The organism is Alteromonas sp. ABV4_515 (assembly GCF_056160345.1).
This window is the reverse complement of the sequence record NZ_JBSWWZ010000001.1, coordinates 1015093-1033952: the sequence shown is the minus strand read 5'-3', so window position 1 is coordinate 1033952 and position 18860 is coordinate 1015093. Positions and strand designations below refer to the sequence as shown.

Annotated in this window: 18 protein-coding genes; 7 read left to right on the top strand and 11 right to left on the bottom strand. The window is 47.3% G+C overall.

Annotation, left to right across the window (positions count from 1 at the left end; translation table 11 throughout):
- The first annotated feature begins 392 nt into the window (after positions 1–392).
- Positions 393–926 carry a gamma carbonic anhydrase family protein gene (locus ACXAGX_RS04480; RefSeq protein ID WP_474836795.1) on the top strand — a complete coding sequence of 178 codons (534 nt, stop codon included), beginning with the start codon at positions 393–395 and terminating at the stop codon, positions 924–926.
- 12 nt (positions 927–938) lie between these two features.
- Here the strand turns inward: ACXAGX_RS04480 and aroE are convergent, their stop codons facing one another.
- Entirely contained in the window at positions 939–1745 is an 807-nt protein-coding gene (gene aroE / locus ACXAGX_RS04475) for a shikimate dehydrogenase (RefSeq protein WP_474818428.1), read from the bottom strand.
- Here aroE and ACXAGX_RS04470 point away from each other — a divergent pair.
- Positions 1744–2172, top strand: a complete 429-nt coding sequence (locus ACXAGX_RS04470) for a group II truncated hemoglobin (RefSeq protein WP_474836793.1) — start codon at positions 1744–1746, stop codon at positions 2170–2172. The two genes, aroE and ACXAGX_RS04470, sit on opposite strands and share 2 nt — an antisense overlap.
- Before the next feature lie 67 nt (positions 2173–2239).
- On the opposite strand, the gene ACXAGX_RS04465 is transcribed toward ACXAGX_RS04470, so the two are convergent.
- The 7 genes from ACXAGX_RS04465 to ACXAGX_RS04435 form a co-directional block, all read right to left on the bottom strand.
- Positions 2240–2917: an OmpW family outer membrane protein gene (locus ACXAGX_RS04465; protein WP_474836791.1), complete on the bottom strand. Its 678-nt coding sequence runs from the start codon at positions 2915–2917 to the stop codon at positions 2240–2242.
- Between the two features lie 187 nt (positions 2918–3104).
- Positions 3105–4019 (bottom strand): oxygen-dependent coproporphyrinogen oxidase, encoded by a 915-nt coding sequence (gene hemF / locus ACXAGX_RS04460; protein ID WP_474819238.1) that lies wholly within the window; start codon positions 4017–4019, stop codon positions 3105–3107.
- 11 nt (positions 4020–4030) lie between these two features.
- Entirely contained in the window at positions 4031–4588 is a 558-nt protein-coding gene (gene tsaC, locus ACXAGX_RS04455) for an L-threonylcarbamoyladenylate synthase type 1 TsaC (protein WP_474836789.1), read from the bottom strand.
- Positions 4585–5139, bottom strand: coding sequence for a DNA topoisomerase family protein (locus tag ACXAGX_RS04450; RefSeq protein WP_474818433.1), 555 nt, complete (start codon positions 5137–5139; stop codon positions 4585–4587). Before ACXAGX_RS04450 ends, tsaC begins: the two co-directional genes overlap by 4 nt.
- 24 nt (positions 5140–5163) lie before the next feature.
- The gene (locus ACXAGX_RS04445) at positions 5164–5640 is read right to left on the bottom strand and encodes a DUF494 family protein (protein WP_070124301.1); all 477 of its coding nucleotides are present in this window, start codon (positions 5638–5640) and stop codon (positions 5164–5166) included.
- Between the two features lie 3 nt (positions 5641–5643).
- Positions 5644–6774 (bottom strand): DNA-processing protein DprA, encoded by a 1131-nt coding sequence (dprA, locus tag ACXAGX_RS04440; RefSeq protein WP_474818434.1) that lies wholly within the window; start codon positions 6772–6774, stop codon positions 5644–5646.
- Positions 6775–6808: 34 nt separating this feature from the next.
- A complete protein-coding gene (locus ACXAGX_RS04435; protein WP_474836787.1) occupies positions 6809–7894 on the bottom strand; it encodes a LysM peptidoglycan-binding domain-containing protein in 1086 nt (361 codons plus the stop codon).
- 266 nt (positions 7895–8160) lie between these two features.
- Between ACXAGX_RS04435 and def the strand changes: the two genes are divergently transcribed.
- Genes def through trkA form a run of 4 tightly spaced genes read left to right on the top strand, consistent with a single transcriptional unit; the run spans position 8161 to position 12361 of the window.
- Positions 8161–8673, top strand: coding sequence for a peptide deformylase (def, locus tag ACXAGX_RS04430; protein ID WP_070124304.1), 513 nt, complete (start codon positions 8161–8163; stop codon positions 8671–8673).
- 8 nt (positions 8674–8681) lie between these two features.
- Positions 8682–9635 carry a methionyl-tRNA formyltransferase gene (gene fmt, locus ACXAGX_RS04425; protein WP_474836784.1) on the top strand — a complete coding sequence of 318 codons (954 nt, stop codon included), beginning with the start codon at positions 8682–8684 and terminating at the stop codon, positions 9633–9635.
- Between the two features lie 3 nt (positions 9636–9638).
- On the top strand, positions 9639–10955 hold the full coding sequence (gene rsmB, locus ACXAGX_RS04420) for a 16S rRNA (cytosine(967)-C(5))-methyltransferase RsmB (RefSeq protein ID WP_474836782.1): 1317 nt from the start codon (positions 9639–9641) through the stop codon (positions 10953–10955).
- A gap of 26 nt (positions 10956–10981) precedes the next feature.
- Positions 10982–12361, top strand: a complete 1380-nt coding sequence (gene trkA / locus ACXAGX_RS04415; protein WP_070124308.1) for a Trk system potassium transporter TrkA — start codon at positions 10982–10984, stop codon at positions 12359–12361.
- A gap of 31 nt (positions 12362–12392) precedes the next feature.
- Here trkA and ACXAGX_RS04410 read toward each other — a convergent pair whose 3' ends face one another.
- Positions 12393–13844 (bottom strand): TrkH family potassium uptake protein, encoded by a 1452-nt coding sequence (locus ACXAGX_RS04410; protein WP_474818443.1) that lies wholly within the window; start codon positions 13842–13844, stop codon positions 12393–12395.
- 120 nt (positions 13845–13964) lie between these two features.
- On the bottom strand, positions 13965–14618 hold the full coding sequence (gene elbB, locus ACXAGX_RS04405; RefSeq protein ID WP_474836781.1) for an isoprenoid biosynthesis glyoxalase ElbB: 654 nt from the start codon (positions 14616–14618) through the stop codon (positions 13965–13967).
- Between the two features lie 421 nt (positions 14619–15039).
- Here elbB and polA point away from each other — a divergent pair, with 421 nt between their 5' ends.
- Complete coding sequence (gene polA / locus ACXAGX_RS04400; protein ID WP_474836822.1) at positions 15040–17814, top strand: DNA polymerase I; 2775 nt, start codon at positions 15040–15042, stop codon at positions 17812–17814.
- A 412-nt stretch (positions 17815–18226) separates the two neighbouring features.
- Here polA and yihA read toward each other — a convergent pair whose 3' ends face one another.
- Positions 18227–18838 carry a ribosome biogenesis GTP-binding protein YihA/YsxC gene (gene yihA / locus ACXAGX_RS04395; RefSeq protein WP_474818446.1) on the bottom strand — a complete coding sequence of 204 codons (612 nt, stop codon included), beginning with the start codon at positions 18836–18838 and terminating at the stop codon, positions 18227–18229.
- Positions 18839–18860 lie beyond the last annotated feature (22 nt).

The following is an 18860-nucleotide window of genomic DNA, read 5'->3' as shown; positions in this document are numbered from 1 at the left end:
GTCTTGTTATACATTTTTAAAGAACAATGCTAAGTGCTTATTTAAAAGCTCTACTTAGCGGCTTCGAAGCTTTACCCCGAAGCGGGACGCGCATTCTACGCGCTTCGTTTTCAGTGTCAATCGTTTTTTTAATTTAATTTCAAAACGTTGCTTTTGAAAACGGCTTACTGAATTTACTTGAAAGCCTTATTCTGCAAGCTCTTCGCGGTGTCTGTCAGTGACGTTCCCCGTCGAAGTGGGGCGCATTATAGGGTGTTCATTTAATAGATCAATGGTTATTTTCAAAAAACTGAAACATTTCGTTCGTTCGCTTAAATCTTGTACTTTCGCGCCTATAAAGCGAGCGATCAGAGGCGTATAGTAGCGTTATTACTATTTAAGAGAGCTTTATAATGCCTGTTAGAGAATACAATTCTATCTCCCCTTCTATTGCAGAACGCTGCTATATAGATGAATCGAGTGTATTGGTTGGCGAGATAACTATCGGTGCGAATTCCAGTGTCTGGCCCCTTGTTGCAGCCCGTGGCGATGTTAACTACATAAAAGTAGGTGCCAGAACGAATATTCAGGATGGTTCTGTTCTTCATGTTACCCGTAAGTCATCCGGCAACCCTGAGGGCAATCCTCTGATTATTGGTGATGATGTCACTGTTGGGCATAAATGCATGCTACATGGCTGCACCCTTGGTAATCGTATCCTTGTGGGTATGGGCGCGATAGTAATGGACGGTGCGGTTGTAGAAGATGATGTGTTTATTGGCGCTGGCACATTGGTGCCCCCCAATAAGCGACTTGAGAGTGGTTATTTATATGTAGGCAACCCAATGGTGAAGAAACGCCCGCTCAAAGAAAGTGAACAGGCTTTTCTTAAAGTATCTGCTGACAACTATGTGCGCCTTAAAGATGAATATCTGGCGCAGGACTGAATAGGTGCAAATCTAAGGTCTCAGTTTCTCAATGACACCGGCGGTCTCCGGTGTCTTTCCTGTCCATATAGTGAATGCCGCTGCAGCCTGTTCCACCAGCATACCAAATCCGTCTTTCGCATTACGCGCGCCTTTCTCCTGTGCATATTGCATAAATGAAGTGGGATTAGCGCTGTATACCATGTCATAGGCAAGCTCACAGTGATCGAACAAGCCTTCGGTCACAACAGGAAGCTCACCGGTCAGACTAGCCGACGTACAGTTAATAATAATATCCGGCTGGTTAGTCTCTGCATCCTTAACGCTCACGGCGCAGAATCCATCCAGTTGAATATCCGAAACAATTGCTTCTGCTTTAGACAAGGTACGGTTTGTCATCATCAGTAATTCAGGCTCTGCTCTGAGGATTGGCTGCACCACACCACGGGCTGCCCCACCAGCGCCAATTAACAAAATACGCTTACCTTTTAACTCTGTAGCATTCAGTAAATCCGCCACCAGCCCCATGCCGTCGGTTGTATAACCAAATAGTGCATTCCCCTCACGATGAAGAGTATTTACTGCCTTAGCAGTTTTCGCTTCCGGATTACAGTTTGCTTCACTTAGCACAAACGCCTTTTCCTTAAAGGGAACCGTAACATTACAGCCCACCGCCAGTTCATCTGCGAAGAATGCGTCAACAGCTTGCTCAAAGCCATCTACTGGTGCCTCAATTTTGTCATAATGAATATCTTCACCGGTTAATTCTGCAAACATATGGTGGATGGCCGGTGATAAACTATGAGAAATTGGATTTCCGAATACAGCGAACTTTTTCATGGGCATTTTTAGCTTGTTAAATAAATCAAAGAAGAATACAGGATCCCCTGCCACACCTTATGAGGCGATTGGCGGAGAGGAAACAGTCAGATTAATTGCTAACCGATTCTATGACATCATGGAGCAAGATCCTATTGCTGAGGAGCTTCTCGCTATCCATCCGCAGCCACTAGATAAAATTCGCCATGTATTTTTTCTATATTTAACGATGTGGCTGGGCGGGCCAAATGAATTTGAAAAACAGTTTGGCCACCCACGTTTGCGCGCGCGTCACCTAGGCTTCCCGGTGACACCAACCCTTAAACGTCAGTGGATGTACTGCATGCGAAAAGCCATGCTACAAACGGTAGACAATATGGCTATTGCTGAGAAGCTACTCGACGCACTGGATCAGTTAGCTGAGCACATGATTAACCGCGAGGAATAAAAAAGCCCTCCAATTCAAGAGGGCAAAAGGCAAGTGCGAAAAACGCATGGAAAGCAAAAGCGAGTTATTAGAAAACGTAGCCCACTGATACGGTGTAAACCCAAGGGTCAATGTCAACGTCTACGCTGCCAGCTACACTAGCAACAGTAAAGTCGGCAGTAGTGTCGATAGCGATATAGCGGGCAGAGGCGTTAATCAGCCATTTTTCATCAATTTTATAGTCGAAGCCTACCTGCGCAGACCAACCAAATGAATTGTCGAGATCTAGATCAGAGAAGGTTTGCTCCTCACGATCGCCTGTAAAGTCTTCATCATAGATAAACGTGTAGTTTAAACCCGCACCAATGTAAGGAATAAAAGCTGAGTTGGTATCAAAGAAGTAAACAGCACTAATCGTTGGAGGTAGATGCGTAACTTCAGCAAGTTTGCCGTCACCTAAACCGAGATCATTATCTGCGGTACCTGTCAGTTCAACATCATGGGTAAACGGCGTTGCAGCCAGAATTTCCACGCCCCAGTTTGAATCCAGCATGTAGACCAGGTTTAAACCAAGCTGAGTATCGTTATCGACACCAACCCCCATACCAACATTGCCGCCTAGCGCGTTTACGTTAACATTGCTAGAATCGTCATTTGGCGCAACCGTAGTTACACCCGCGCGAACAATGATATCACCGGCTTCATAAGCCATGGCAGGAGCAGTAAGAGCAGTCAGAATAAGTGCTGCAAGGGTAGTTCTTTTCATGATTTTCTCTCGTGTATTAACGTTGATGTGCGTACTGTACGCCTCGGGAAAATCAGAATGTTGTTCTAGATCAACAGAAAAAATCTGTTTGAGAATGTGCCCGTTGAGGTTGATCTGAATCAACATCAACGAGTCATAGTGCTTTTAAAGAGAAAGCGAATTCACTGAGAACCAGTGGAGTGAATCATTACCAATCGGTGGGTTTAAGCCAGCTTGAGAGCTTGTCTTCAGGACTGCCAGGGGCTGGTTCAAAACCATACTCCCAACGAGCCAGCGGCGGCATCGACATAAGAATGGATTCAGTACGGCCGCCGGTTTGCAAACCAAACAGCGTGCCTCGGTCATACACCAGGTTGAACTCGACATAGCGACCACGGCGATAAAGTTGAAACTGACGTTCCCGCTCGCCAAAAGACTGACCTTTACGACGCTCTACAATAGGCACATAAGCATCGAGGTAACTATTCCCTACAGACTGCATAAATGCGAAGCTTTTTTCGAAGCCCCATTCATTTAAGTCATCAAAGAACAAACCGCCGACACCACGGGTTTCATTGCGATGTTTCAGATAGAAGTAATCGTCGCACCATTTTTTATAATTCGGATAAACTTCATCGCCGTATGGCGCGCAACACTTTTTGGCCGTATCGTGCCAGTGCTGTGCATCTTCCTTAAATGGATAAAAAGGCGTGAGGTCGTATCCGCCACCAAACCACCAAATCGGCGCTTCGCCTTCTTTCTCTGCAATAAAGAAGCGCACATTAGCGTGGGATGTTGGAATGTAGGGGTTGTGTGGATGGATCACCAATGACACGCCCATAGCCTGAAAGCTTCGGCCAGCTAACTCTGGACGTGATGCTGTGGCGGAAGCTGGCATAGCATCACCAAACACATGGCTGAAATTAACACCGCCCTGCTCGATTACGCAGCCATTCTTCATTACTCTGGAACGGCCACCACCGCCCTGCTCTCTCTCCCAGGTGTCTTCTTCAAAAGAACCTTTTCCGTCAGCCAATTCCAGGGTCTGGCAAATATTATCTTGTAGAGAGAGTAAAAAAGCTTTTACTCGAGCGATGGCGTCAGCCGTATCCTCAATGTTCATGATTTGCATATCTAGTCTCTGATTATCTGCCCGGTTTCGCAGTCACGAATCGTACTGGGACGGGTTTTAGCGCCGGTTTCGCCATCGATATAAATAACGCTATCAGCAAAATAAGCGCGCGCTTGCTGTTGATCTTGCGCAGGCGGCTCGCCGGAAGGATTGGCGCTGGTAGATACCAACGGCTTCCCCAAGCGCTCACAGAGCGCTTTAACCACCGGGTGATCAGTAACGCGAACGGCAATTTTTTCGTGTTCGCCCGTTATCCAACGAGGCGCGGTTTTCGATTTGGGTAGTAGCCAGGTGTTGTGACCCGGCCAGGAGGAGAAGATTTCTGCTCTGCGATGAGGCGGCACGGCATTATCATTAACAAATGGCAGTAATCTTGAGTAAGAATCTGCAATCAGGATCATGCCTTTTTCAATTGGACGCTGTTTTAGCTGTAGCAGCTTATGTACTGCCATTTCGTTATCAGGGTCGCAGCCAATCCCCATTACTGCTTCTGTAGGGTAGACAATTAATGCCCCCTTTTCGAACGCATCTTTCAGCGTATCGTTTTGTTGTTCGCTCATTCTTTGGACTCAGCCTGATAGTCACATAATGGTTGAGGGCAGCAGAGTGTTCCTTTCTTATCGATAAGCAATTCCCATCCACATTCTGGGCAGCTACCCGACACAGGCGGGAAATTTACCACATATCGACATTTGGGATAATGATTACAGGCGTAAAACCGCTTCCCATATTTATTTGTGCGTTCGATGATATGCCCGGTTTTACATTGTGGACATAAAACCTGTGTATCTTCCTGTTGCTTGATCGGCTCGATATGATGACACTCAGGGAAATTGGTGCAGCCGATAAACATACCATATCGCCCTTTCTTAATAGCCATCACATTTCCACATTCTGGACAGGCCGAGCCGGCAATTTCTTTTAGCGTCGTAGTTTGCTGATCGTGTAGAGGTTTACTGAAATGGCAATCAGGATAGGCAGTACAGCCAAGAAACGGGCCGTTTTTGCTGTTGCGAAGTTGCATACGACTGCCACATTCCGGGCAGTCGCCAAAGGCGTGCTCAAGCGCATGCTCGTGAGCACTAAAAAGGGAATGATCAATTTTTGACATAAAGAATGTCGGAAACGCTCCTACTTAATGTAGCGTACCGTCTGATTCCTCAAACAAAAGATCTTCCATTTGGGCGTACGCATTTTCTTTACCGGGTACATTGAATAACACCATCAATACTACCCACTTAAGATCTTCAAGGCAGAATTCAGGAGAATCGATTTCCATTACTCTGTCTATCACCATCTCACGCGTTGACGCGTCAAGCACACCAACCTGCTCTAAAAACAGCAGGAAGCCCTGACACTCAACATCAAGACGCATTTGCTCTTCTTGCGTATAAATGCGGCTCACGCCAGATGAGATCCCTTTACAAAAATACGGTTTAATATCCGTCTCTTGCAATGCGGCGAGTTTTTCTAACCAGGCCAACGCTTTGTAGATCTCATCGTGATGAAAACCAGCGCGTATTAACTCATCTGTCAGTTCGTCCTGATCGACGCGGATTTCCGTTTCGCTATGAATGAAATTCTCAAACAGATACATGAGGATGTCGAACATGGTTTATTTCCCCCTCAATTTGACGTAACCACCAGGAACAGCGGCTACGAGACCACGCAGCTCATATTCTAATAATGTTGCCATTACTACTGATATAGGCAGAGCGCTACGTTCGGCTATGATGTCAACGCCAGTAACATCTAACTCCACACTATCTAATAATTTATCGGTTGCCAAGTTTTGTTCTTTACTTTTTTGCTGCGATGTTTCGGGCAGACCATGCGCAGTACTGGCTTGCGGACTCAATTCTTCAATAATGTGTTCAGCCGATATAACCAGTTTAGCACCTTGCTGAATAAGTGCATGACACCCACTTGTTTGCGAGTTGCTGATATTACCTGGCACTGCGAACACATCACGCCCCATATTTGCGGCCAAATTCGCAGTTATCAAGGTGCCACTTTTCAACGACGCTTCTACAACCAATGTTCCGGCCGATACAGACGCAATCAGGCGGTTTCGCCGAGGGAAATGAAATCGTTTCGCCGGTGTACCGGGGAAAAACTCAGAGGCAATCAGACCTCCCCCTTCGACAATGTGCCTGGCAAGACTATGGTTACGCCGGGGATAGATGATGTCAGCACCTGTCCCCAAAAAGGCGATAGTTCTGCCTTCAAATGGCATTGCCCCCTTATGCGCCGCACTGTCGATACCGGTGGCTAAGCCACTGGTGATAGTGATACCAGCCTGCGCTAACTGTGTAGCAAACATCTCAGCGTGCTGTAGTCCAGAGAACGTTGCTCGTCGGCTACCAACAACGGCGATTTGTATATCAGATAATCTTGATACGTTGCCAACAGCAAAAAGTACCAACGGGGGCGATGACAACAACGAGAATCCGGTTGGCCAGTGCGCATGCTCACAGGTAAGAATATGGTGCTGCTCACTTTGCTCAAGCCAGTTAATAGCCTGATTTACCGCCTTTACATCGATATGTAGACGTAGGGTAGCCAATGCTGTTCTTACAGGCTCAGGAATAGCGTCAGACGATAACACTTGCTGATTAAACATGATGTCCTCTGCGCTCAGTGAGTATGCAGAAAGCATGCGGTGCCACTTTTGCGGCGACATTTTAGGAACGGTGGCCATGGCAAGCCATGCAGCGAGGGATGAATAATGGGAGGAAAAGTGCATGCCGTAACTCCTTGGTTACGGCATGGCTATTTAGTTAAGGGTTGGCGACAATCGCGCCGGTTTTCACCAGCTCCCTTGCGCGGGTAATAATACCGTAACTCGCTTTTTCAAAGGTTTTGAAGATAACAATTTCGCCAATTTTTATGCCTGGCTGATGCACCGTACTGCCATCGTTAAACACGCTGTAAAGCGCATTATTTTCGCCGGCATATTTGGGGGATTCACCATCAATAATGTCTGGCCCTTGTGCATAAAGCCCCATGACTGTGCCAGGCTGAACCTGTTCTGCGCCCAAGTCGACGATGACCACATCATCTTTGCCAAGCAATTCATGCTGATGCAGGTTGCCCACCACGAACCCTCGCTGTTCAGGCTTCGCAGCCTGAAGCATGAGATCTTGTTTACCGGTGAACTCGCCATCGTATAGGCGGTCACCGCGGCGGGCTTCAAAATTAGATTTAGATACCTTAACGAGCCATTGAAACGGTACCGTGTCGTCAATCATATCGGCATCGGCGACGTGATAAACCTGGATGCCGAGGATATCGCCATTCAGGTTTTCAATAGTAGATTGTCTTCTCAGCACGCGATACTGATCGGAAGATCGGCCGTAGCTGCGACTAATTACGATATCATCTGTCACGAAGCGGATATCACCCGTTTGGTTACCTAAAATGTGAGGCAGCTTTTCGTACACCTCTTCATCCAGCAATTCGTTCTGATTGATGTAAGGCGCAATCGCGGTCCAGGGCAACATGCCAATGGGATCTGGTTTACTCTGCTTTCTCAGTGATGGCCCGAGGGTTAAATGTTTCTTCTCCCGCTGTACAACAAGTACAGGCTGCCCGTCAACAATTCGGATAACCAGCACGTCGCCGGGGTAAATAAGGTGAGGATTTATGATTTGCGTGTTGTTGCGCCATAACTCTGGCCACAGCCAAGGCTTGTCTAGAAAGAGACTCGCAATGTCCCACAACGTATCGTGACGTTTTACGGTATAAGTTTGTGGCGCGCCCTCTTTTAACGTTATCGCCTGAGCCAGCCCCGACAAACAACCGATAAGCATACCTAGCAAGACTGCGGCAGTGGTTAAACGCTTCTTTATGAATCCTGTTTTCATGCTGGCACCAGCCACTCCTGTTGAAATGTTCGTCATTGCCTCTATATCGGCGGTGTAACGTATTTTTACAGTCCGAAACGCCTTATTACTTAGCTTTGGTTAAAGCAGGCCTCTAGGACTAAAGCATAGCGCCAATGCATCAGGAAACAAAAAAATGCACGGCTGAACCCGTTATACGATAGAATAGTAACTTAAACGAATGTGTAAATAGCGCTGGCTATTGGATCGTATATAAATTCATACACGCAAGCGAAGTAGAACGACAGATGGCAATATTAGACGTTTTAAGTTTTCCCGACGAACGGTTACGCACTGTAGCGAAGCCGGTAGAGTCAGTTAATGATGAAATCAAACAACTTGTTTCGGACATGTTCGAAACCATGCGCGACGAGAAAGGCATTGGCCTGGCAGCAACGCAGGTAGATCGTCATGTTCAGGTGGTGGTGATGGATGTGTCTGAAGATCAGGACACGCCTCGGGTTTTCATTAATCCGGTTATCACCGAAAAAGACGGTTCCACGATCAGTGAAGAAGGCTGCTTATCGGTACCGGGCAATTACGCCAAGGTGGATCGCGCCGAGCGTGTTACCGTTAAGGCCCTCGATGCCGACGGCAAAGAATTTGAGCTTGAAGCTGATGGCCTGTTGGCTATTTGTATTCAGCACGAACTCGATCACCTGAAAGGTAAGCTGTTTATTGATTACCTCTCTCCTCTCAAGCGTCAGCGTATTCGTAAAAAGCTTGAGAAAGAAGCCCGACTGGCTGCGAAAGAAGCATAAGGTACGCTGTGACTTCACCACTACGAATTATCTTTGCAGGTACGCCTGAATTTGCTGCCGATCACTTACGTTCTTTGTTAAAAACAGAGCACGAAGTTATTGCCGCCTATACGCAACCCGATCGCCCGGCAGGACGTGGGAAAAAGCTCACTCCCAGCCCGGTAAAAGTGCTAGCGGAAGAAAGCCAAATTCCGGTTTTCCAACCGGCATCGCTTAAAAATGAAGAAGCGCAGGCAGAACTGGCTGCATTGAATGCCGATGTAATGGTAGTTGTGGCGTACGGTTTACTGCTACCTAAAGCCGTACTCGATATGCCGCGCTATGGTTGCATCAACGTTCACGGTTCTATTTTGCCCAAATGGCGAGGTGCTGCACCTATCCAACGTTCTATTTGGGCAGGCGATGACGAAGCCGGCGTTACCATCATGCAAATGGATGTGGGTTTGGATACCGGCGATATGCTGCATATTGCTAAACTCCCGATTGAAGCTTCAGACACCAGTGCCACTTTGTACAATAAATTGGCTGAGTTAGGTCCGGTTGCTTTGGTAGACGTACTTAATGATCTTGAGCGTTACCTTGGCGCTGCAGAAAAGCAAAATGACGACGAAGCCACCCATGCTAAGAAACTAAGCAAAGAAGAAGCGCTTATTGACTGGCAGGCAACGGCAGAACAGATTGAGCGGAATATTCGTGCGTTTAATCCCTGGCCGGTTGCATGGATGCAGTTAGGAAGCGACAACGTGAAGGTATGGTCTGCATCGGTTAGCGAAGCAACGTCAACACAAACGCCTGGCACCGTAGTCAAAGCGGATAAGCACGGTATTGTAGTTGCCACCGGCAGTAAAGATCTGCAAATCAATCAATTACAAATTCCGGGTAAAAAAGCCCTACCGGCGGCAGATGTTCTTAATGCTCGCCCTCAGTGGTTCGAAACCGGCAAGCCCATCGGCGGCAATTAAGTTATGACAATCCCCTTACCCCGTCAGAAAAACCTGCGCGCCGATACCGCGTGGGTTATTTATCAGATCCTCGAAAATGGTAAATCCAGTCGTGAATGCTTAGCAAAAGTACAGCGTCGATATCAGGGGAAAGATAACGCGTGGATTCAAGAAATGTCGCTGGGTGTGATGCGCCAGTTGCCTTTATTGCAAACTTGGTTACGTCAGCTGCTGGATAAACCGTTAAAAGGTAATAAGAAGGTGCTTGAACATCTGATTTTGCTTGGGCTGTATCAGATTGCATTTAGTCGTGTGTCGTCACATGCCGCTGTCAGTGAAACCGTCAACGCTGCTTCTTATCTTGGCGGCATGCAACTAAAAGGTTTAGTGAATGCCATCCTACGTAATTTCGAGCGACAGGCGCTGGCAACACAACCCGTAGAAGATCCTATCATCGCCAGTGGATTGCCCAAGTGGTTCTATAAACGTGTTGTTACGGCCTACCCTGATCACTACGAATCGGTTGTTGAACAAACCAATGCTCAAGCGCCTATCTGGCTTCGAGTGAATACCTGCCAGGTTTCACGTGAAACGTTTTGTGCAGCATTAACACAACAAGACATTGCGTTTTCGCTGTCAGAACAACACCCGCAGGCAGTGATACTGGTTAAGCGCCAGGATATTACCGCCCTTCCTGGCTATGAGAAAGGTTGGTTCGCCGTGCAAGACGGGGCGGCTCAATTGGCAGCGCAATATTTGGCACCACAGCCAAACGACCGAGTTTTGGATTGCTGTGCGGCTCCCGGTGGAAAAACCGGACATATTTTTGAGATCCAGCCTGCCGTTGGCTCTTGCCTCGCCATCGATAGCGATGCCATTCGTTTAGAGCGGGTTAAAGAAAACATGACTCGCCTACAGCACAAACCAGAAATAAAAACAGGTGATGCGCTTAGGCCGGATCAATGGTGGGATGGCCAACTATTCGATCGTATTTTGCTTGATGCCCCCTGCTCTGCAACCGGAGTAATTCGTCGTCATCCAGATATACGCTGGTTACGTAAATCCACTGATATTGCAGCACTCGGCGCACTGCAGTCGGAAATTATGGATGTCATATGGTCATTGCTTAAACCCGGCGGCACACTGCTTTATGCCACCTGCTCCATATTGCCTGAAGAAAATCATCAGCAAGTTGCCGCGTTTTTAGCGCGCACTGAAGATGCAGAATTGTCTTCGCTTACTGAAACCGACACCACCGAAAAACCTGGTCGCCAGATTTTACCTGGCGAGCAACAAATGGATGGTTTCTACTACGCGAGACTGATAAAGTCTTCTCACTAATAAGATAAAGAGTCTGAAATAAATCAATGAAAATCATCATTCTTGGCGCAGGACAGGTCGGTGGTACGCTGGCAGAAAACCTGGTTGGTGAAAAGAACGAGATAACCGTTATTGATTCAGACCCGACCATCTTACGAGCGCTACAAGACAGGCTCGATCTTCAGGTCGTCGAAGGCGTGGGTTCTCACCCAGATATTCTTAAAAAAGCCGGTGCCGAAGACGCAGACATGCTTATTGCTGTAACCAACAGCGATGAAAGCAACATGTTGGCTTGTCAGGTCGCTTACAGCCTGTTCAAGACCCCAACCAAAATTGCTCGCGTGCGTAGCGAGCAATACATTATTTATCAGGAACAACTGTATAAAGAGCAGAATATTCCTGTCGATCATATTATTGCGCCAGAGCAATTGGTTACCACGGCGATTAAACGCCTAATTGATTACCCTGGCGCACTGCAAGTTGTCGAATTTGCCGAAGGCAAAGCCAGTCTTGTTGCGGTAAAAGCCTATTATGGAGGTTTGCTCGTAGGTCATGCACTTTCAACATTAAAAGAGCACATGCCTAACGTGGAAACCCGGGTAGCCGCTATTTACCGACGTGGTCGCCCTATCCGCCCTCTAGGAACAACGGTTATAGAAGCCGACGATGAAGTGTTCTTCATTGCGGCTACAAAGCATATTCGCGCTGTAATGAGCGAGTTGCAGAAGCTGGAATCCAGTTATAAGCGTATCATGATAGCCGGTGGTGGCTTGATTGGCGCGGGCTTGGCAAAACGTCTTGAGCATAAGCACAACGTTAAACTTATTGAATTTAGCCCTGAGCGCGCGCAGTATCTTTCTGCGAACCTGGATAAAACCATCGTGTTCTGTGGTGATGCTTCTGATCCTGAGCTACTGAATGAAGAAAGTATCGATCAGGTAGATGCCTTCATAGCGGTTACCAACGACGATGAAGCGAATATCATGTCTGCGATGCTGGCCAAGCGAATGGGCGCGCAAAAAGCGATGGTGCTAATTCAACGCAGCGCGTATGTTGATCTGGTTCAGGGCGGCGAGATTGATATCGCCTTTTCACCACAACAGGCAACGATTTCTGCACTGCTGACGCACATCCGTCGCGGTGACATTGTAAATGTATATTCTTTACGTAGAGGGGCCGCCGAAGCCATCGAGGCGATAGCCCACGGCGATGAGAATACGTCTAAGGTGGTCGGACGCGAAATTGGCAGTATCAAACTACCGCCCGGCACAACCATCGGCGCAATTGTTCGTGAAGACACGGTAATTATCGCTCACAGCGACACCAAAATTGAAGCCAATGACCATGTGATTCTGTTTCTGGTAGACAAGAAATACATCACCGACGTGGAAAAACTGTTCCAGCCTAGCGCTTTCTTCTTTGGCTAATTGATAACTTACAGATGAAGGCGAAGCCGGATCAGCTTCGCCAGAATGTGGGCGAGAATAGCACCAACAGTGAAAACACTTCCAAACGACCAAACAGCATGGCCAGCACCAACAGCCATTTACCTGCGTCGGTGACTTCAGAATACGTGCCAGCAACACTGCCAAGACCAGGGCCTAAGTTATTCAACGTTGCCGCTGTTGCCGTAAAGGCTGAAATATTGTCCAGCCCGGTAGCAATCATACCAATCATGATCACCACAAACACGATGGCATAAGCCGAGAAGAACCCCCATACCGCTTCTACAACGCGATCAGGCATTGCCCGCTCACCCAGCTTAACGGAATACACCGCTTTAGGGTGAATAAGCCTATCGACTTCCCGCTTTCCCTGTAGAAATAGCAGTAAGACACGCACCACTTTTAGCCCACCACCGGTAGACGACGCACAGCCGCCGATAAAACTGGAAAAGATTAACAATATTGGCAAGAAGGCCGGCCAGGATGAGAAGTCTGTGGTAGCGAATCCCGCGGTAGTACTAATAGACACCGCTTGAATCATTGCCTGATCGAGGGCTTCTTCTGCAGAACCGTAATAACCCGATAGCGTGAGCACCAGGAAGCAAATCATGATCAACGCAAACTGAATGCAAAGGAAAGCTTTAAATTCTGGATCCCGCAGGTAGCCCTTTATCGATCGAGAGCTGGCAGCCGCGTAGTGTAATGAAAAGTTAAGTGCCGCGATAAGCAGGAAGATGGAGCAAACCGCATTAACCATCGGACTGTCGAAGTAGCCAAGACTCGCATCATGCGTCGAAAACCCGCCAATAGCCACCGTGGCAAAGGAGTGGCAAACCGCATCAAACCAGTCCATACCGGCAATCATGTAAGCACCGGTACAAGCGATTGTCAGCGACAAATAGATATACCAAAGGTGCTTTGCCGTATCGGCAATACGAGGCGTCATTTTTGAATCTTTCACAGGACCGGGGGTCTCCGCTCTGTATAGCTGCATACCCCCTACGCCAAGAATAGGCAGAATCGCAACGGCCAGTACAATGATACCCATGCCGCCTAGCCACTGCAGTTGCTGACGATAAAATTGAATTGAATGAGGAAGGAATTCAATCCCTTCGATAACAGTGGCCCCGGTGGTGGTGAGCCCAGAGAAGGACTCGAAAAAAGCATCTGTGACCGTCATGCTCGGCTGTTCGAGCAAAATAAACGGGATGGCACCGAAGCTGGCCAGTACTGTCCAGAACAGTACGACGATGAGAAACCCCTCTTTCGCCCGGAGTTCTTTACGATGGTAACGGTTTGGGTACCACATTACTGTGCCGGTGGCGACACACATCAGGAAGGCAATAATGAAAGGCAAACCACTGCCGTCTTCAAAAACCAATGATATCAGTGCAGGCGGTATCATTGTGACGCTAAACAGCGCAACCAGTAATCCCAGAATCCTTACGATTGCACGGTAGTGCATATTTCGCTGTGCCTTTTTATATTTCTTCTAATGCAGTAACTGCATTGTTATCACCCCAATCTTGTCATTATGCGGTGACTCAGGCGAAAGGGAAAGCCCATTCGCCTTAACCGACTACGATTAGTTCATCGCCAGTACGGTTTTCACCATTTTATCGATACCGGCCTTGGCCTCCAAAATGTCACCTGCAAGCATGTAAGCAGGTGTGGTGACAAGTTTTGCTTCGGTATCAATAACGATGGCATCAACGGCGCAATCAACATGTGAAGCACCCAACGCATTAATACCTGCCGCCGCTCCCTCGTCGTTGCCGATGGTGACTTTACGTTGATCTTTATAAACCGCTGCAGCAAGGGCTGGTGCAATACAGGCGTAGCCCGCTGGCTTGGCGGCTTCTGCAAATGCTTTGCAGACGGCCATGACATCATTGTTAACTGAACATTCAGGCCCGTCTACCGCAAAGGTGCATAAGTTCTTCGCTGCTCCGAAACCGCCCGGTAACATAATGGCGTCAAAGTCGTCGGGCTTGCACGCGGTAACAGGTTTAATTTCCCCGCGAGCGATGCGGGCAGATTCAACCAGCACATTGCGCGACTCGCCTTCAGCAACTTCGCCTGTAAGATGATTCACTACATGCATTTGCGCCACATCCGGCGCGAAGCATTGATATTGTGCCCCGTTTTCACGAATTGCTAATAAGGTAATAACCGCTTCGTGAATTTCAGCTCCATCAAACACGCCACTTCCACTTAGAATCACTGCTACTTTTTTCACTGAATATTCTCCCATCTCTGCAGGCCAGATAGATCAGGCGTTATGCCTTTTATGATTAAAAAAACAACAAATACTATACAAAAAGTATCAATCTCAGCTGTCACTGATTGTTACCGTTATGCTACATTAACTGCCGAACTTGGTTAAACTATAAATCTCAATACACCAAGTTATCCACATTATCAGGGAAGAATTTATCACAAGGATGATGCCTCTTCGGTTTCCTGCAACACCTTATATACTCAGATCTACGGAATTTGACGCCGTTTTAGATCTACATTAACGATCCCGTTATTCTTAGATTTGATCACAAAGTTATCCACAAGCGATCCGAATATTGCTCAATACGGCTAATATGGCTTTAAGACGCCGCCTGTGGCATCCTGCATGCTTTATTATTGATGCCTGCGATAGCCTTTCTATGTCCCAAAGCAAAAAGCCTCCTTTTATTCTTGTTGATGGATCTTCTTACCTGTTCCGCGCTTTTCATGGTTTGCCCCCTCTGACCAACTCCAAAGGTCAGGATACGGGTGCCATTTACGGTGTGATCAACATGCTCAGAAGCTTGATCCGCCAATACCATCCTACTCACATAGCCGTTGTGTTCGATGCAAAGGGTAAAACCTTTCGTGACGATATGTATGCCGACTATAAGGCTAATCGCCCGCCGATGCCGGAAGAGCTGCGTTCTCAAATAGCCCCACTGCACGATATTATCCGCGCGATGGGTTTACCGATAATTATCGAAGACGGCGTTGAAGCCGATGATGTGATTGGTACGCTCTCCCGACAGGCGACAGAAAAGGGTATCGATACGCTTATCAGTACCGGTGACAAAGATATGGCTCAGCTGGTTAACCAGCATGTCACGTTGATAAACACAATGAACAATCAGATCACCGACATCGCCGGCGTAAACGAGAAGTTTGGTGTACCACCAGAATTGATCATCGACTTCCTGGCCCTAAAAGGGGACAAAGTGGATAACATTCCTGGCGTGCCCGGTGTAGGTGATAAAAGCGCGCAAGCCTTATTGAACGGCATTGGTGGCATTAATGATATCTACAATCATCTTGATGATATTGCTGGCTTGTCATTTCGCGGCAGTAAAACCATGGCAGCGAAAATGGCCGAGTACGAAGAACAAGCTCGCCTTTCCTATGAGCTTGCCACCATTAAGTTAGACGTGGAAATGGACTTTGCCCCAGAAACCCTCACCCCAACAGAGGCAGACAACGGCAAACTTGCTGAACTGTTTGCGGAATATGAATTTAAACGCTGGTTCTCTGAAGTATCTTCCGAATCGGCGGCTGAAGCAGCCGCTGAAGCAATCGCTGACTCTGATGATTCCGAAGACGCCCCGGCCTCTCTTTCTGATATTAATCGTGACAACTACGAAACGGTAACGACACAAGAAGTGTTCGATAACTGGCTTAAAAAACTCGAAGACGCCCCGCTGTTCGCGTTTGATACCGAAACCACCAGTCTGGATTATATGGAAGCGGAAATCGTCGGCGTGTCTTTCTGCACCGCCCCCGGCGAGGCGGCTTATGTTCCGGTTGCCCATGATTATCCCGATGCACCAGAGCAGCTAGATCGCAATCACGTGTTAAGCGCACTTAAGCCCCTTCTCGAATCGGAGAGCATCAAGAAAGTAGGTCAGCATCTAAAGTACGATAAGAATGTACTGGCGAATTATGATATCAACCTGCAGGGCATTGCTTTCGATACCATGCTAGAGTCGTACGTGTTGAATAGTACCGCCACTCGTCACGACATGGACTCTCTGGCGATGGCATACTTGAATCACAAAACGATTCACTTTGAAGAGATTGCGGGCAAAGGAGCCAAACAGTTAACCTTTAATCAGATCGATCTGAATGAAGCCTCGCCCTATGCCGCAGAAGATGCCGATGTTACGCTTCGCCTTCATAACGAAATTTGGTCGCGTCTGGAAGAACATGACGAGCTAAAAGCGCTCTTATTGGATGTAGAAGTGCCCCTTGCCAGTGTGCTATCCCGCATGGAACAGTTGGGCGTTTTTATCGATTCGCAGAAGTTGAATCAGCAAAGTCAGGATCTCGCCACCAGAATTAAAGAACTGGAAGCCAGCGTGCACGATGCAGCCGGAGAGACTTTTAACCTGGGATCAACCAAACAGCTCCAGCAAATTCTGTTTGAAAAGCTTGAACTGCCTATTATCAAGAAGACACCTAAAGGTGCGCCTTCTACTTCCGAGGAAGTGTTACAGGAACTGGCGCTTGAGTACCCTATTCCAAAAATGATCATGGAATACCGAGGCTTGACCAAGCTGAAGAATACCTACACGGATAAACTCCCGAAGATGATTAATCATCGTACCGGTCGCGTGCATACTTCTTATCATCAAGCAGTCACTGCAACAGGACGTTTGTCTTCAACTGATCCAAACCTGCAGAATATTCCAATTCGTACAGAAGAAGGTCGTCGGGTGCGTCAGGCATTTGTACCCCGTGATGGCTTCAAAATTGTAGCCGCCGACTACTCGCAAATCGAACTGCGTATTATGGCGCACCTATCTAAAGACAAAGGCTTACTCGATGCCTTCTCTGAAGGAAAGGACATTCACCGCGCAACAGCAGCTGAAGTATTCGATACGCCTTTAGATGACGTTACCGCCGATCAGCGCCGCAGTGCAAAGGCGATTAACTTTGGCTTAATTTACGGTATGTCTGCGTTCGGCTTATCTCGCCAACTGAATATTCCGCGTAACGATGCACAAACCTATATGGATTTGTATTTTGAACGTTATCCGGGCGTACTTCGCTACATGGATGAAACCCGCGAACACGCGAAAGAGAAAGGCTACGTGGAAACGGTGTTTGGCCGTCGTCTCTATTTACCTGATATTAAAGCCAGCAATGGGGCCCGTCGTAAAGGCGCCGAACGTGCAGCGATCAATGCACCGATGCAAGGCACTGCCGCCGACATCATTAAACTGGCCATGTTAAAAGTGGATGAGTGGATTCAAAAAGAAGCCGGCGATGATGTGTATATGATGATGCAGGTACACGACGAACTGGTATTTGAAATTCGCGAGTCTGTTGTTGACGAAATGAAGGCAAAAATTGTAACCCTGATGGAGCAGGCTGCTGCTTTATCTGTTCCCCTTCAGGTAGAAGCCGGTGTGGGTGAAAATTGGGATGAAGCGCACTAAAACAGAAAGTGGCTTACAGTATTTACTGTATTTATCCTTACAATCGCCTACATTTGGTAATTTTATTACATTTTAACTTGCCTTTTCAGCATTCTGTTGTACCCTATTGCATGTAGGGTACAGAGGTGAGAAAGCTGTTTTCAAACCTTTGCTTTGGCCCCGGTAGTTTTACCGGGGCTTTTTTATGCCTGAAATTCAGTGATAAAGCTTTATCGTAAGACTATGATTTATATAGAGGAAAAAATTAAATAGAAAAAAATCGCGTTTTTTTCTATTTAATTTGAACTAATGGCGGGATGGGGCACTCTATATCTTCGGTTTTTATGTGTTTTCTCTCAGTCCTTTTCCCCGTCCAAATGGATGGGGATTTTTCTTTTCAGGACTGCAAAAATTTATCTCCTACAGCTGCCACCTACTCTTCTTCTTTTTTATTCAGGTCGAACCAATTATTTAATATAGCTTCAGCTTCACCCACGCCAATCTTATTCAACGACGAGAAAGTCTGTACCGTCACATCGCCATTGAAGGCCAGTGCTGCCGTTTTTGCAAACATTAATGCTTCTTTTCGCTTACCTGATTTTAACTTATCAGCTTTCGTCAATAACGCTAATACGGGAAGTCCCGCATCGACAGCCCAGAAAATTAAATCCTGATCGAGATCTTTAAACGGGTGTCGGATATCCATCATCACCACCAGACCGCGTAGGCTTTTCCGCTTTTGCAAATACTCACCCAGCGATGCCTGCCATTTCTTTTTCATTTCTAAGGGTACCTGAGCAAAACCGTATCCAGGTAAGTCAACCAGGCGGCGGTTTTCGTCAAGTTCAAAGATATTAATCAGCTGCGTGCGACCAGGCGTTTTACTGGTTCTAGCCAGGTTTTTTTGTCTGGTGAGCGTATTTAAGGCGCTGGACTTCCCGGCATTCGAGCGGCCTGCAAACGCCACTTCGATGCCTTCATCCTGTTTAAGATGGCGGATATCCGGCGCACTCATGAGAAACTTTGCTTTTGTGTAATACGACATTGTTAATATCCGTCTATACTTT